The organism is Enterocloster alcoholdehydrogenati, from assembly GCF_013282095.1.
GTDB lineage: Bacteria > Bacillota > Clostridia > Lachnospirales > Lachnospiraceae > Enterocloster > Enterocloster alcoholdehydrogenati.
Genome location: NZ_BLTJ01000017.1, coordinates 44,051 through 58,555 on the forward strand (window position 1 = coordinate 44,051; position 14,505 = coordinate 58,555).

Consider the following 14,505-nt stretch of genomic DNA (forward strand, 5'->3'; position numbering starts at 1 on the left):
AGAAGCACTGTATGGCTCCTGACACCTCGTTTGATAGATTACATTTTTCCGTTCAGCAGGTCTTTGCAGAGATACGCATAGTCTGGCAGTTGGTTGATATATGGCTCCCAGCGCCGCTTGATTTCGGCCAATTCCAGCGGATCGGCTGCTTCCAGTGCATGATCGTTGCCTGTCATATATAAAACATCCGTAGCAACATCATCCAAACACCTGCCGCAGAGATCGGCGGCAGATTCTATCCTGATACCGGTATCCACATAGACTGGATTGACGCCAATCGTCAGCCAGACATAGCCTACCTTGTCCGACCAGAGCAGTTCAAAATCAGGGCTTTGCCGCAGATGTTCCGCAAAGACTTCCTTTACTCGCTCAATTTCATGTTTCTCTTTTTCTGTGTAAAGCATTTTCGTGTCCTCCTTGACAAAAATTTTGGTGCGTACCATCATCAGTTTAGCACAAGGCGGCTTCGTTTATCAGTCTGTCACATTTGCTGAATTTCATTTTTGAGCATACGCTTGATTTTATCGCTCATGGTTTCTGTGCTGGTATTGCTGAAATGGACATGAACCTTGTAGGTTGTCTTTCCGATTTTCTTTATCATCGCCGGCGTGTTTTCCGGCGCTCTGGACGCAGTAGCGGCGTCTGACACCTGCATAGTACGGGGTTCTTTGTTCATGGCGCTCCTTTCTCCGAACGGGTCTGTGCCGCCCGGTAAAAAATCAATCGTGCTTACTGTTTACAATGTCTTTTGCTGCCTGTCGGGTAGCACCGGCATTTTCTTCCCGGAAATTCTTCCCGTCAAAGAGAATCGGCGCACACCGTTCCAGAATACGGTCATAGATACGGGCGTGAGCCAGATCGGGCGGGTTTTTTAACTCGGACAGTTTCAAGTTTGTTGTGATAATCATGGGTCTGCGGCTACGATAGCGGCTGTCGATGACGAAAAACATCTGCTCCATAGCATATTCTGTACTGCGCTCTACACCCAGATCGTCAATGATAAGCAGGTCATACTCGTCAAAGCTGGCAATAAACTCCGACCTGTCCTCAGAGAACATCCCGGTCAGGCGGTTCAGGATGGTAGGAAAGTTCGTCATCAGCACCGGCACATCCCGGTCAAGCAGGGCGTTGGCGATACAACCGGCGAAAAAGGACTTGCCGGTTCCCACATCCCCAAACAACAGCAGGCCGGTGTTGTTCCTGTATGCCTCCTTCCAGTTCTCCACATAGGCGCGGGCCTTGTCCATCAGGGGATTTTGGCCGTTGTCATTGGAAAATGTGTAGTCGTACAGATAACGGTCTTGCAAACCCTGTGCCTTTCGGCGTTTGATACGCTCCATGCGGCGCTGCCGTTCTTCAGCAGCCTTGCGCTGCTCCTCAGCCTCCCGCTGGCACTGGCAGATGCAGCGCGGCATAAAGTAGCCGGATTTCCCGAAGCATGGCACAACAGTCTGCCTCTGGCCGCCGCATTTCTTACAGTGGATGAGACCGTCTGACAGGTCTATACACTCGTCCTCAGCCAGTTCCACACCGGCGGCTGCCTTGTCAATCAGCGCCCGGATTTCTGCGGTAATCTCAATCATACGGTTTCATCCTCCTTTACGCTGTAATCCCGGTTGCGAGAGGGCGGGGCTGCTTTCTTCGCGTCCTCACCGGCCCAGCGCCGGATGGTGGCGACATGGCTCTGATAACGCTTGCCGGTAGAAGCCATGTACTCGGACAGCTTTTCGATGTACTGGCCCCATACAGTGGGAAAGCTGGCCTGTAAGTCTGCCAGTTCCCCGTCCGTCAGGAAAACATTCTGGTAACGGCCATAGGCGTGGGCGGGGTGTCCCTTCTCTATCTCTCTCTTTATCTCTATCTCTTTCTCTAACTCTATCTCTATCTCTGGTGGACGAATGTCGGACAAATGTCCGCCGTTTGTCCGGGCCGCGGAAAGAGCCTTGTTTTGGAGCCTCGCAGCCCGCTTTCGCTCAGCCTCGGTAGAGGACTGGCCGATTAAAAGTTCGATGTTGCTCATGTAGAATGTGCCGCTGTCCAGCACTTCCACAAGACCCAGCTTCAAAAAGATCTGCAAGGCTCTCTCCACAGTGCCGATCTGCTGGCGGGTAATGGTGGCGATCATCTGCGCCGTGTAAGGGATGTCCTCGTCAAGCTGGAGCCGCCCGCCATGTTTCAGCGATTTCAGATACAGCTTGAGCAGAATGTTAGAATACAGCACACCGTCCTGCATACTTTCCAGCAGCACGATGGAATCATCATCAAAATAGTTTTCTTTGAGTTTCAGGTAATAATATTTTCGATTGTCTGACATAGGGTTCCTCCTTGTGGTTCTCTTGGGATTCTGTACGCATTTTAAGGCTATTTTAGGGGGCAGAGGATAAATCTATCAGACTGCCTTTGACACCCCCGAAAAAAGCCTTGATTTACAAGGGTTTTTCAGCCCCTAAAGCGTGACATTTCTCCCGTTGTTTCCGCTTGCGCTTTGCGGCGTTGATCCGCTTCATGCGTGCGGCACATTCCGGGCAGTATTTGGCCCGGTTGGAACCGGGGGTAAACAGCGCCCTACATACGGAGCATTTCTTAGCATTCAGCCGGTGGAACAGCGCCGTTTCCAGTTCCTTATCCTGCGGTAATACCGCCGCCCGAAACCACCTGCACAACAGGGAGTAGGAAATAGACTGGACACAAACACATTCCTCCCCATCGTCCAGAGCGATACAGTTTCCGTCGATGTAGTTACAGCACTCATGCACCAGTTTCCGCGCTCTGCGATACTGGCGGTAATCCATGACAGGGATAGGTTCAGTCTTGTTGTTCTTCATAAATGATTTCTTTCATAAAGCAGGTATCCTCCTTGAATGAATTTATTGTTAAATATTCGTGCAAAGTATTGTTTTCTTCGTGCAAATGGCATATACTATAATTGCCAGCAGAAAGGGGTTGATCGTATGGCTGGAAATACCACAAACATCAGTATCCGCATGGACGCAGATTTGAAAGCGCAGGCGGACGCACTGTTTACTGAACTTGGCATGAACCTGACTACGGCGTTTAACATCTTTGTGCGCCAGTCGCTTCGTGAAGGCGGCATTCCCTTTGAGGTAAGGCTGGAACAGCCGAACAAAGAAACGGTTGCTGCCATGCTGGAAGCGGAAAGGATTGCAAAAGACCCGTCTGTAAAGGGCTACAATGACCTTGACGAGTTGTTTGCTGACCTGAAAAGATGAAAGAAACCAAATATACCGTCAAGTACACGACCAGTTTCAAAAAAGACTACAAACGAGCCATAAAGCGTGGCTTGAAGATTGAGCTGCTGGAGCAGGTCGTAGCATTGCTGGCAATGGGCGAACCGCTGCCGGATAAGAACCGCGACCATGACCTGTCCGGCGATTGGGCGGGCCATCGGGAATGTCATATTCTCCCGGACTGGCTGCTTGTCTATCGCATAGAGGATGATGTTCTGGTGCTGACGCTGGCCCGCACCGGCACACACAGCGACTTGTTCGGCAAATAAACAGTCTGCCGCCGTATGGGGAAACCTGTACGGCGGTTTTTCTGTATGCAAAGGTATGTCGTGAAACGCGACGCACTTGACAGAGGTACGCCAAAACGCGGTAGCCTTTACCGCTCCGGCCCACGGTCGTGAGACTTGTCCCGTTCCTGTCGGGACAGCTGCTCGGCGGTTTTGCGGAGCCGTTCCACTGCTTTCAAATCCTCCCTCATGGATTTCATGGCAAGCGTGTCCGTCTGCTTTCCGGCGGTCAGCTGGTCGATCTCCCGCTGCCATGCCTTCGGGGTGATCCCCTCGCCGCTATCTTTCAATTCTTTCAGATACCGGGCTGCTGCGTCATACAGGATCAGTTCCCGGCTGTGGCGCTGCTCAAACTGTTCCCGCTTTTCCGGCTTTACTTTGGCAAGCTGTTTGTGGATGGACTTGTACTGGTTGTATTGTTCCCACATCTCCCCGCGTTCGGTAAGAATGGCGATCCGGCGCTCAGCCTTGACGATCTTTCCCCGCAGGTCATAGTAACGGCTGTTCATATCAGCGATTTTTTCATGAAGCTGCTGCATAGACTGGATGCCGTTTGCCTGTAAAAAGCTGAATAGTGCAGCGCTTTCCTGCAAAGCCCGGATTTTTCCGGTGCGGGTGCGGGGAGTGTTCAACTGCTGCTGGGCCTCCCACAAAGCTGTCAAGCTGCTTTGCTGTGTTTGTGGTTTTTCCGCTTCGTCTTTCGACCAGCGATAAAGACGGGTAATGCGGGCTTTAATTTCTTTCAGCAGTTTGTTGTCGGCGGCGATCTGCCGGTTTACTTCTCCCTTGTCGGTGCGGATACCGCGCTTTTCCATTTGGCTGGCGGCTGGCCCCAGATGGACAGAGGGAATTTTATCAATGCCCTGCCGCTTGTAACTGCGGTGGTCAATGCGCTCCGATCTACCGGCAGATTCCAGTGCCCGGTTGGTGTAGGCTGCCCACGCTGCCCGCCAAATCTCCACATTTCCTTTATCGTTCCAGTCGGTCGTATCCTCCCGATGATTTTTCCAGCCGCCTTTCCCATCCGGGATACGCTGTCCATTCTCGTCCAGATCGTATGCCTTGCGGCACTTTGCGCCCCACTGTCCATTTTCTTTCAAAGGCCGGAGTGTCAGCATGATATGGACATGAGGGTTGCCGGTTCCCTTGTCATGGATAGCAAAATCGGCGCACATTCCTTTGTCTACAAAGTTGTCCTTCACATAGGCACGCACAAGGGCAAGCTGTTGTTCGCCGGACAGTTCACGGGGCAGGGCTGCTTCAATCTCGCGGGCAAGCTGGCTGTCTCTTGCTTTCTCGATTTGCTCCACACTGTTCCAGAGGATAGAACGGTCTGCAAATTCCGGCGGGGCGTGGGCGGGCAGCATGATCTCCGCATGGACAATGCCGCCTTTCCGGGTGTAGTCGTGGGTCATTCCATCCCATTCATTTGTCATCTTGGTTCCGCTGCGGTAAGCAGCTGCGGCAACGGCAGAACGGCCTGCGCTGCGCTTGATGATACTGACGGGGATATGACAGAAATCTATGGGGAACACCTCCTTTCAGTGAGGGGATAACAGGCTCTGTGGAGCCGGACAAACGCAAAGCGGGTGTTTGGCTGTGCAGAGCGCACAAGGGGTTTGGGGAGCGTAGCTTCCCATCGCGGACGAAGTACGCAATGTCCCCGGCAGGGCGCACAGCACCGGCAACGGTGTATAAGTGCGCCCTTGTAAACAAGGGACTTATGGCGTGTCCCCGGATTTTGGAAGGATTGCAGTCAATTCCACAGCCCCCGGAAGGTGGGACAGGGCAATCAGAAATGCTTTGACCTCTGCGCCGGAAAGGTTAGGAGCCAGCGGGAAAATCCCCTCTAAAATGGCTCCGCGCTCAATCAAGCGGCGGGTGCGAACCCTGCGTTCTTCATTCCGCTGCTTGTTCTCTAAAATCTTCTTGCGGTTTTCAAGCTGCCAGATCTCCTTCAGGACTTTCTCCCGTTCTTCTTTTGAGGGGTGGGCTGTAATTTTTTCGTTCATGTCATGCACCTCTTTTCTTTGGAAACGCTCATAGATTGACCGTCCATTTCTGACGCGCAAAGTACCGGCGTAGCCCCCGCAGTGCAGCGTGGATGGATTTTCCCGCCTGCGATGGTGTGATACCCTCCATTGCGGCAATATCTTTCACTTTCATACCCAGCATATAGCGGGCATGGACACGGCGGGCCTGCATAGGCGGCAGAGAGGAAATGGCTTCGTACAATCGCCGTATCAGTTCTTCGTATTCGGCTAATTCCTCTTTTTCTATCAGATGATCCTCTGGCGATGGCTGCGCCCAGCCGATTGCAGCATTTTCGATTCCGTCGTTACAATCGAGGGAGTAAAACGCCTTATATCGGAACATCTTGCGCTCTCTGGAAGCCTCGGCCCTCTTATCCAGAAGAAACGCTTCGACGATCTCATCGGACACCTCCACAAAAATGTCCTCTTTGCAAAATGGATAATATTGTTTGAGATTGATGGTCTGCATAGGCACGCCCTCACTCTGTTTGAAAAAGGTCATCATAGCAGCGGCGCATATTCCGCAGACCTCGACGGATGGCAACGCTGACCTTGCTGCTGTGGATGCCCTCTCTCCGGGAGATTTCCGGCTGCTTGATACCGGCAATGTAGTAGGCGTGAACACGGCGGGCCTGTGTCGGAGTGGCATGAGCCAGAGCCGCAGGCAGAGCTGCAATCAGGTGCAGGCGGGTGGTCATTTCTTCTCGTTCCAGCAAAATATCTTCCGGCGATCTGCTGTGTTCCAGTGCGTAATTTTCCAGCCAGCTGTATGCGTCCAGAGAGTAGTAGGCGCGGTGGTAGACTTTCCGACGCTCATAGTTCTCCATCTCCCGCTGGGCCTGATACATCGCTGCCCATACCTCGTCCGTAACATCCACAAACTCGTCATGCCGGTAGTGGGGATACATCCACCGCAGATTGATTGTTTTCATAGGCTTACCTCCTGAAAATTGGAGAGGCGGGCAGCTCGTCCGCTGTCCGCCCCTCGCTGAGATAAGGGAAATGATCCCTTTCACTTGGTAGCCAGAAAACAGGTCATTCGTTAAGCCTGTTCCCAAAGAAATTTATAAATTTTTTTCTGACCGCCTCCACACTTTGATACACAGCCACTTTGGAGCAGCCGCACAGCACACCGATCTCTGCAAGGCTCAGTCCGTCAAGCGCGTAGAGCAGGAACCGGCGGCGCTGGGCCTCGGTACAAGTGTCCAGAACTGCCATCAGCTCATGCAGCGTTTCCATGCGGCAAAGGTATTCTTCCGGCGTTTCGCCGTAGGCTCCTACGCCCTCGGTGGTAATGATGTACTCGTCAAACTCCCGGCCATCCCAATGCCGCCGCTGTTCATGGAACAGGTTCTCCGTTTTGTGATCGGCCCGGTCAAGAAATTCATAGACTTCCAGCGTGATCTCCACGGTCACAGCTTGTCCGTTATAATTGATGGTAACTTCCATCTGCCTTTCCTCCATTCAGATTTTTTCGGGAAAATCTGAATGGGGTGGTGGAGAACGGCACCGGGGATAAAGTTCGGGCCATGCTGACCCGATGTTCCGGCTCCATAGGGACAAAAAAGCGCCCGGACGGCATAAAGCCATACGAGCGTCATGGAATATATTTTGCTGTTTAATTACATGGTATAGTGCATACCACCGGCCGCATTGCTCCGCTGCTGGGAACAGGCTTTTTTTAGCTGGTGCAGGTCATGGGTGCTGTGAAAATAGGCAAAAATAGACACGGCGGCAATCCTCCTATATGCCGCCGTGGATTTACACGGTGTTAGGTCGTCGTTGGTTTAGGATAGGCGAAAAGAAACGGCGGCTCTGATTTCTCAAAACCGCCGCCAGAGTATGTAGAGTAAGCGCACAAAATCAACCTGCCCAGCTACGGTTTTTTTCTTTCCCCGTTGGGCGGGGCAGGCTCTCGTCGTATATTGAAATAAAAAAGGACCGATAACCACAAGTGAATTTACCTTGTGTATTATCGGCTCTGCGTCTGTGCGTCTGGCTCTTGAACGATGGATAAATTTAGTTTTCTTACTGTAATCAGGGTTTCATGTTTGCATTTAGGACAATATAACGGAAAGTTTTCCAGTACTGTATCATCGCGGATTTTCAATCGCGTTTTGCTGCCGCAAAAGGGGCATAAAATCCATTCTATCTTCATGTTATCTTCCTCTGTGCTTGGCTTTCTTCTTTTCCTGCCGTATGGCAAACTGACGGTCTTTCTCAGCCTCTTTCTGCTCACGGCTCTTGGTTTTCCGTTCCAGCTTACATTGCTCATGCTGGAGTTTCAACGCCTGCTGTGCCTTTGTGCCAATGCCTTTATCTTGCAGTTGACTTTGGATTTCGCGCTGCATTCGTTTGGGATTGATTTTTCGCTCTATGGCTACTTCGGTCTGGATCGGGGGACTGAATTTCAATTTATGCCAATTCTTCAGCAGAAACTCATAGACCTCATAGTCTTTGGGCTCTGAACCAAAAGTGATTTTACATACCTCGTACTTACCGTTATCCGTTCTTTCGTATAGACCAATCCAAAATGGAGCTTCAAACAGGATGGTCAAACTGCTTTGGGGGACTGTGCTCATTCTTTTAAGAACTGCCCTTCAAAGTGATCCAGCCATTCCAAAAGGGCGCGATAGAGAAACTGCTGCTGCTCAAAAATCGTTCTCCCAACCAAAGGAATGTCTGTAAATTCCCGCGCATAGCCCTCGTTGGATTCAGCCGAGGACTGTATGCTCCGGCGCAAAGCCGAAACCAGCTCCAACGCTTCGGCCTTGTCCATCTTGTTCAAATTGGTAATAACCACATTGAAATCGAATAGCAAGGGTACTGGGCCAGCGGCATAAGAGGCCATCAGCTCCTTGAAATACGCTCTGCCCTGATCGGTAATAGAATAAATAGCTTTATCCGCAAACTTATCGCCCTTGACAATATCGCTTTGCAGATAACCCTTTTCGCTCAACTGGAGAACCTTGCGATAAATAGAAGGTACGCTTATTTTTGTCCAGCGGGAAAAATGGTGGTACTCCACATCCTTTTGAATGTCATAGGCGCTTTGTGGTTTTTCCAATACAATACCAAGTATGACTAAATCGATTGACGACATAACTACACCTCCAACTTTTACTATTATCAATAGTACTATTGTTGATAGCAAAAGTCAAGGGGAAGTACTTTATATTTCCGAATTGGACATAACCTGTTTTTCAGCCATAGACAATTCCCGATGAAGGTGTAACGCCATAAATACAGTGATTACTACGGAAATTACATCCGCGATGGGTTGGGCATATAGGATTCCGTTCATTCCCCATACCATAGGCAGCAGCAAAATGACAGGAACAAAGCAGACACCTTGTCTACATGCTCCCAAAAAGAAACCTGCCGCACCTTTGCCCAAGGCAAGGAACAAAGAGGAGTAAACCGTGTAGAAACCAAAAAGAATGAATGTGATCCCATTTGCAAACAGTGATTTTTGACCTGCTAAAATCATTTGAGTATCTCCCTCAGTAAATTGAGAGATAATCTGCGTAGAAAAAACGGCCATCACCAAGCCCACAACTAAGCAGAAACTTGTAGACCAAATGATTGAGGTTTTGATTGCTTCGCGCAGGCGATCAAACTTCTTTGCCCCATAGCTGAATCCAGCAATAGGCTGGAACCCTTTCAGAAATCCAAAGACAACAAGAGTTCCCATAGAAGTAATTCGCGTAACCGCCCCCATGCCTGCAATGACCGAATCGCCATAATTGCTGGATGCGCGGTTAATTAGCGCAATCGAAAGACTTGTCAGCAGTTGGAACACCAAAGTGGGAACTCCAATTTTCAAAATTTCCGCCATCATTTGCCTCGTAGGAGAAAATATTTTTATACTGAACGAAAATACGCTTTTTTTTCGCAGAACATAGGTAAGATAAACAAGCGTGGATACCATTTGCGAAATTGCTGTGGCGATTGCTGCACCTTCTACTCCCATGTCCAAAGTATAAATGAAAAGAGGGTCTAATCCGATGTTCAATACGGCTCCCAATAGCAAGGCACACATGGTCGTTTTTGCTGCCCCCTCGCTACTTACAATATTGTTCATTGTTACATTAAACACATTGAAAATACAGGACAGCACATAAATTCTTGCGTATGTCAAGGCATACGGCATAATTGTTTCCGTCGCGCCCAACATTACCAAAATTGGTTTAAGGAAAATCGTAGAAAGTAGGATGATAATAGCACCAATCAGAATACTGCTATACAGTGCGGTGCTTGCCACTTTATCGGCGGTATCTTTATCTCCGCGCCCCAATAGTCTTGACAGATAGGATGCGGCTCCGTTACCGAACATAAGGCCTAAACCAACCACGACTTGTCCCAACGGAAATACGACAGAAATAGCACCCATTTGACTTTTGCCCAAGCCACTCACAAAATAGGCATCCACCAGATTATAGAGTGCATTGATCAACATCCCAATCATAATCGGTATGCCGAGAGCCATCAGAGCTTTGGGGATAGGCGCACTGCCCAAAAGCTCAAGTTTGTTGTTGCGTTCATTCATTGTTAATTCTCCTTTCGCTTCTTTAAGTATAATTTACAGTAGTATAGATTATAGTATCATACCACATAAATCATAGTACTATAATTTATAGTATATGTCAAGAGAAGCGAGGCGATTTGTCTTGACAAAGAGTATAAAATCTAATACTATATTTTATAGTAAATTTGACAGTATTCTTTCATGCAGAAAGCATAGTGAAAGGGCGTGATTCCACATGGCGACCATAGATTTAATCGTGTTGGGAATATTGAAAAAGGAGCCAATGAGCGCCTACGATATTCAAAAGTTAGTAGAATATAGAAACATATCCAAATGGGTAAAAATCAGCACTCCATCCATTTATAAAAAAGCCATTCAGTTAGAAGAAAAGGGGCTAATCCGAGGCGAAATCGTAAAGGAAGGGAAGATGCCAGAAAAAGCGATTTATTCCCTGACGGAAGCCGGAGAAGCAGAATTTGAACGGCTCATGTTTGAGATTTCTGGAAAGCCTATTAACATTTTTCTGGACTTCAACGCTGTTATTGTGAATTTGGATTCCTTGCCACCTGAAAAACAAAAATCGTGCATAGCAGAAATTGAGGAAAATATTAGTACTTTAAAATCCTATCTGGAACATAATATACAGAAAAAAGAAAATGAGCCCAGTATTCCCGCAACAGGTATGGCTGTTTTGCGTCAGCAGTATGTACTGGTGGAAGCAATCCAAGCATGGATTGCTTCATTAAAAGAGAATTAACAATAAATCATTATGCGAAAAGACCAGCAACTTTGTGTGACGCTGGTCTTTTATATATGAATTATAAACTTCAACTAACCTGCATATAGTAACATTCCACGGGCAAAGTATGAATTATACAATGTAACTGGGTGATATTATATGGCGAAAGTTGAAGATTGTCCCGGTTTTGAAACCTTTGGTGCAGATGTCAAAGCCGCACGAGAGGTAAAGCGTCTTGCACGAAAAACATTGGCAGAAATGGTTGGGATTGAATGGCGGTATCTTGCCAACATTGAGAATCAAGGTGCGATTCCGAGCCTGCCTGTGATGATCCAGTTGATTAAGGTCTGCGGACTTCCCGTAGAGCGGTATTTTAACCCGGAGATCATGCGGGAAGAAAGCGATCAGCGGCAGCGGGTCAGCCACAAGCTGAAGCTCTGTCCTGAACAATACCTGCCGATTATCGAAGGTGCCATAGACGGGGCGCTCAAAATGGAACAGACTGCGAAACAGAAGGAGGACGCATAATCGCGGCCTCCTTCTGGCGTTTCTGTATCATGTTTCCCTGCACTTTTCCAAAAGTTCCCGGCACCTCTGCTGGATTTCTCCGGTTTCTGTCACAGTCAGTTCACGCTTGTTTCCGGTAATTTTATCTTCCAGAAAGTTAGCGTATGTACTCAACAAAGCGTTCCGTAAATCCTCCGGGGTTTTCTGTATCTCGGCGCTGTACCAGTCATTCCGGTGGGGCTCCCATGCCATCAATGTATAACCGAGGCTGGTCTGAACCACCTCATACAAAGGGTCATCATCCAGATATGCCTGAAACACTTTCAAAACCTTTTCAAAGGTCAGCATTTCCCGCACCTCCCATTCAGCTGCAAATCAGTTCCCTGATTAAAATTTCCTCAATCTGTGCCGTTAATGTGTTCATCAGCCCCACCCAACGCATAGGGTCACAGGCTTTCAGTTCTTCCGTGACACCCGCAACTTCCATCATGTGAGGCAACATGGTTTCCACACGCCCCTGTGCTGTCCGCTCAATCTCTAACAGGTGTGGATACAGCTTCTCGCTCATCAGCAGATGGTTGTAGAGAATGGGGCGATGTTCCTTTAGGTAGGATTTTCGCATTCTGCCGTACTTGCCGATAGAAGTTTCCGGCTGTTCAGAAAGTTTTAGGTTGGGTATATCATAATCTCCACAACGAATGTAAGTCAACTTACTCATATTCATTCTCCTTTGCTTCGTGATGATTAGACTGCTGCGCTGGCTGCTATGCTGCCTTTGCGTGGTTCTTCTTTCGGCAGCTGTCCGACAGTAGAAAAAACGCCTTTTTTCATATCCTCAGCCCGGATCAGGGCTTTCTTAGCGTCCATTTCCGCTTTTTTCTTCGCCTTGATTTTGTCCTCATACCGTTTCTGTGCGCCGCTGGCTTTCCGCTTCAAATAATTCTGATGAAGCCTGTCCTTGCGTTCTTCTTTTTTCCGCAGTTCTTCCTGTTCCTCCGGGGTTAAAGGAACCGGCTGTAAGGATGGTGGGATATAGCGTCCTAAAAAATTGAAGTAGATTTCAATTTCCTGCGTGGTGTCCTGACTGCCTTTTCGGGCGCGTTCGTGGACAAGGATTTTCTCTACAAACTCATTGAGCATGGTGTTTGTCAGCGTGTCAAAATTCTCGTATTTATCAATCAGGGCTATAAATTTCTCCGCTGATTTCTGGCTTTGCTCGTAGCCGGTAACAGCCTTTTCCAGCTCCGCAATTTCAATCTCAAGTGCGTCCTGCTCTTTGGCATACTGTGCATCAAGTGCCCTATATCGTGCATCCGGCAGCTTGCCGAGGGCATTGTCCTCATAGATTTTGCAAATCAGTTTTTCCAGTTCTCCGGCTCTCTTTTGAGCAGCGGCCAGACGCCTGCGCTTTTTCGCTATATCGGCACTCTGTTGGGCAACCTGCGTTTCCTGAACGGTGTGAATAAATTCCTTCCGGTCATTTCTGGAATATTCAGCGATAGCCCGGAGCGTGTCGGAAACCAATGTCAGAACAGCACTCTCATTGATACGGTGTTGTGTAGGGCATAGTGTCCCACACGGAACTTTGGTATAATTGGAACAGGTATATTGAGAAATCCGCTTGCCATTGTTGGTGCGGTGGACATACATCTTGCCGCCACAATCGGCACAATAGAGCAAGCCTGTGAGGGGAGCCGCTTCGCCCCAGCCGTTTGGATAACGCCGTACATTGCTGCGGATTTTCTGCACCAGATCAAAGGTCTGCTGGTCGATAATGGCTTCATGGGTATTCTCAAAGATCGTCCACTCGTCCTCAGAAACATAGTGGCTTTTCTTGTCCTTAAAGTGCTTGCGGGTCTTGAAATTGATGGTGTGCCCTAAATACTCTCGCTTTTTCAAAATGTTTACGATGGTAGATGATCCCCATCCATAGGGGTCTTTGACCGGCTTTGAACGGTTCACACCCTCGTTGAAGCGGGCAAGGTGTACGACAGGAATTTCAATCCGGTCTGCGGATAGTTTGCAGGCGATCTGATAAGGCCCATATCCCTCCAGCGTGAGGGAGAAGATACGGCGTACCACTTCGGCAGCTTCCTCATCTAACAGCCAATGCTCCCGTTTTTCGTCCCATAAATAGCCGTAAATCACGGTGCCAGTCAGGTGCTTGCCACTCATGCCTTTTGACTTAAACACAGAGCGGATTTTCCGGCTGGTATCACGGGCGTAAAATTCATTCATGATGTTGCGGAACGGGGTAAAATCGTCATCGCCTTTCAGACTGTCCACACCGTCGTTGATGGCAATCAGACGAACGCCTCGCTGCCGCAAAACCTCCATGACCTGACCGACCTTCAGATAGTCGCGCCCCAATCGGCTCATGTCCTTGATGACGATTGCCTCTACACGCCCTGCCTCCACTTCCTCCATCATCGCCAAAAATCCAGGGCGGTCAAAACGGGTGCCTGAGATACCGTCATCGGTAAAGTGCGTAGGGTTTGGCAGTCCATTCCGGCGGGCAAAATCCTCTAACATCTGCTTTTGATTGGATATGGAATTGCTCTCGCCCTGTAACTCATCGTCCCGGCTCAGGCGCTCGTACAGTGGGGTAATTTTTTCATTTCTCATGGCTGTACCTCCTGAAACAAAAATGCTCTAAGTGATTGCTTCACTAACCATGACACAATCATGATTAAGAAGTCACTTAGAGCATATATCACCTGCCGCCAGCTTATACTTCTTATACTGCCTTACGGCAAAATGATTCGGGTCTTTTTCCTCCAGTTCCTCAAAAAGAAGATCAACCGCATTCTTAAAGTTTTCATCATCTTCTCTTGCTTCACTGGCATCAATCATATCAATCAGCATTGCAAAATTCTGTTCTTCCTCTGGTGCTTCATACCAGATATATGCAATCAATGCTGTATAATAGAGTTTTTCTGCTTTGACCCAAAAGTCCTCACCGGATTGCTGCCCCTCTCCTTTGGTGTTGACTATAATCGTATTAACCAGTTTTAAAATATCCTTTTCGCTCCGAAGGTCGGGTAAGAGACTGGCATTACTGCCAGCCCCTCCCCTAAGAACCGTACGTGATAGTTTCCCGTCATACGGCTCAAGCCTATCATAAGGCCTCGTGTGAAACGAAACCCGGCTCAAATCAAGTAGT

The 14,505-nt window shown here is 48.8% G+C and carries 21 protein-coding genes and 1 pseudogene; 4 read left to right on the forward strand and 18 right to left on the reverse strand.

Annotated features, from left to right (window positions below; translation table 11 throughout):
• Positions 1–38 precede the first annotated feature (38 nt).
• From HW447_RS16090 to HW447_RS16110, 5 genes are all read right to left on the reverse strand, one after another.
• On the reverse strand, positions 39–446 hold the full coding sequence (locus tag HW447_RS16090) for a hypothetical protein (protein ID WP_432633984.1): 408 nt from the start codon (positions 444–446) through the stop codon (positions 39–41).
• 35 nt (positions 447–481) lie between these two features.
• On the reverse strand, positions 482–655 hold the full coding sequence (locus HW447_RS16095) for a transposon-encoded TnpW family protein (RefSeq protein ID WP_428846520.1): 174 nt from the start codon (positions 653–655) through the stop codon (positions 482–484).
• A 64-nt stretch (positions 656–719) separates the two neighbouring features.
• Complete coding sequence (locus tag HW447_RS16100) at positions 720–1,583, reverse strand: ATP-binding protein (RefSeq protein ID WP_107630811.1); 864 nt, start codon at positions 1,581–1,583, stop codon at positions 720–722.
• On the reverse strand, positions 1,580–2,314 hold the full coding sequence (locus HW447_RS16105) for a phage replisome organizer N-terminal domain-containing protein (RefSeq protein WP_107630810.1): 735 nt from the start codon (positions 2,312–2,314) through the stop codon (positions 1,580–1,582). The genes HW447_RS16100 and HW447_RS16105 overlap by 4 nt, the downstream gene beginning before the upstream one ends.
• A gap of 112 nt (positions 2,315–2,426) precedes the next feature.
• A complete protein-coding gene (locus HW447_RS16110) occupies positions 2,427–2,825 on the reverse strand; it encodes a cysteine-rich VLP domain-containing protein (RefSeq protein ID WP_031475896.1) in 399 nt (132 codons plus the stop codon).
• Between the two features lie 126 nt (positions 2,826–2,951).
• Here HW447_RS16110 and HW447_RS16115 point away from each other — a divergent pair, with 126 nt between their 5' ends.
• Positions 2,952–3,230, forward strand: coding sequence for a type II toxin-antitoxin system RelB/DinJ family antitoxin (locus tag HW447_RS16115; protein WP_005924829.1), 279 nt, complete (start codon positions 2,952–2,954; stop codon positions 3,228–3,230).
• Positions 3,227–3,517 (forward strand): type II toxin-antitoxin system YafQ family toxin, encoded by a 291-nt coding sequence (locus tag HW447_RS16120; RefSeq protein WP_002596328.1) that lies wholly within the window; start codon positions 3,227–3,229, stop codon positions 3,515–3,517. Before HW447_RS16115 ends, HW447_RS16120 begins: the two co-directional genes overlap by 4 nt.
• Before the next feature lie 107 nt (positions 3,518–3,624).
• Here the strand turns inward: HW447_RS16120 and mobQ are convergent, their stop codons facing one another.
• The 9 genes from mobQ to HW447_RS16165 form a co-directional block, all read right to left on the reverse strand.
• Complete coding sequence (mobQ, locus tag HW447_RS16125; protein ID WP_176256119.1) at positions 3,625–5,070, reverse strand: MobQ family relaxase; 1,446 nt, start codon at positions 5,068–5,070, stop codon at positions 3,625–3,627.
• Between the two features lie 186 nt (positions 5,071–5,256).
• The gene (locus HW447_RS16130) at positions 5,257–5,547 is read right to left on the reverse strand and encodes a DUF3847 domain-containing protein (protein WP_107630807.1); all 291 of its coding nucleotides are present in this window, start codon (positions 5,545–5,547) and stop codon (positions 5,257–5,259) included.
• A 28-nt stretch (positions 5,548–5,575) separates the two neighbouring features.
• Positions 5,576–6,037, reverse strand: a complete 462-nt coding sequence (locus HW447_RS16135) for an RNA polymerase sigma factor (RefSeq protein WP_118556432.1) — start codon at positions 6,035–6,037, stop codon at positions 5,576–5,578.
• 10 nt (positions 6,038–6,047) lie between these two features.
• Positions 6,048–6,500: an RNA polymerase subunit sigma-24 gene (locus HW447_RS16140; protein WP_176256120.1), complete on the reverse strand. Its 453-nt coding sequence runs from the start codon at positions 6,498–6,500 to the stop codon at positions 6,048–6,050.
• A 103-nt stretch (positions 6,501–6,603) separates the two neighbouring features.
• Positions 6,604–7,017 (reverse strand): RNA polymerase sigma factor, encoded by a 414-nt coding sequence (locus HW447_RS16145; RefSeq protein WP_176256121.1) that lies wholly within the window; start codon positions 7,015–7,017, stop codon positions 6,604–6,606.
• A gap of 523 nt (positions 7,018–7,540) precedes the next feature.
• Positions 7,541–7,726 (reverse strand): cysteine-rich KTR domain-containing protein, encoded by a 186-nt coding sequence (locus tag HW447_RS16150; RefSeq protein WP_117510411.1) that lies wholly within the window; start codon positions 7,724–7,726, stop codon positions 7,541–7,543.
• A gap of 1 nt (position 7,727) precedes the next feature.
• On the reverse strand, positions 7,728–8,150 hold the full coding sequence (locus tag HW447_RS16155; protein WP_176256122.1) for a YjdF family protein: 423 nt from the start codon (positions 8,148–8,150) through the stop codon (positions 7,728–7,730).
• A complete protein-coding gene (locus tag HW447_RS16160) occupies positions 8,147–8,671 on the reverse strand; it encodes a PadR family transcriptional regulator (RefSeq protein ID WP_176256123.1) in 525 nt (174 codons plus the stop codon). The genes HW447_RS16155 and HW447_RS16160 overlap by 4 nt, the downstream gene beginning before the upstream one ends.
• Before the next feature lie 69 nt (positions 8,672–8,740).
• Positions 8,741–10,117 carry an MATE family efflux transporter gene (locus HW447_RS16165; protein ID WP_176256124.1) on the reverse strand — a complete coding sequence of 459 codons (1,377 nt, stop codon included), beginning with the start codon at positions 10,115–10,117 and terminating at the stop codon, positions 8,741–8,743.
• Between the two features lie 214 nt (positions 10,118–10,331).
• Between HW447_RS16165 and HW447_RS16170 the strand changes: the two genes are divergently transcribed.
• The gene (locus tag HW447_RS16170; protein ID WP_176256125.1) at positions 10,332–10,853 is read left to right on the forward strand and encodes a PadR family transcriptional regulator; all 522 of its coding nucleotides are present in this window, start codon (positions 10,332–10,334) and stop codon (positions 10,851–10,853) included.
• Between the two features lie 141 nt (positions 10,854–10,994).
• The gene (locus HW447_RS16175; RefSeq protein WP_176256126.1) at positions 10,995–11,363 is read left to right on the forward strand and encodes a helix-turn-helix transcriptional regulator; all 369 of its coding nucleotides are present in this window, start codon (positions 10,995–10,997) and stop codon (positions 11,361–11,363) included.
• Positions 11,364–11,390: 27 nt separating this feature from the next.
• On the opposite strand, the gene HW447_RS16180 is transcribed toward HW447_RS16175, so the two are convergent.
• The 4 genes and pseudogenes from HW447_RS16180 to HW447_RS16195 form a co-directional block, all read right to left on the reverse strand.
• Positions 11,391–11,690, reverse strand: coding sequence for a hypothetical protein (locus HW447_RS16180; protein WP_148336331.1), 300 nt, complete (start codon positions 11,688–11,690; stop codon positions 11,391–11,393).
• Between the two features lie 16 nt (positions 11,691–11,706).
• A complete protein-coding gene (locus HW447_RS16185; protein WP_012816186.1) occupies positions 11,707–12,060 on the reverse strand; it encodes a TnpV protein in 354 nt (117 codons plus the stop codon).
• 26 nt (positions 12,061–12,086) lie between these two features.
• Positions 12,087–13,967, reverse strand: a complete 1,881-nt coding sequence (locus HW447_RS16190) for a recombinase family protein (protein ID WP_176256127.1) — start codon at positions 13,965–13,967, stop codon at positions 12,087–12,089.
• Between the two features lie 90 nt (positions 13,968–14,057).
• Positions 14,058–14,505 (reverse strand): annotated as a pseudogene (locus HW447_RS16195) (hypothetical protein); the annotation flags it as partial.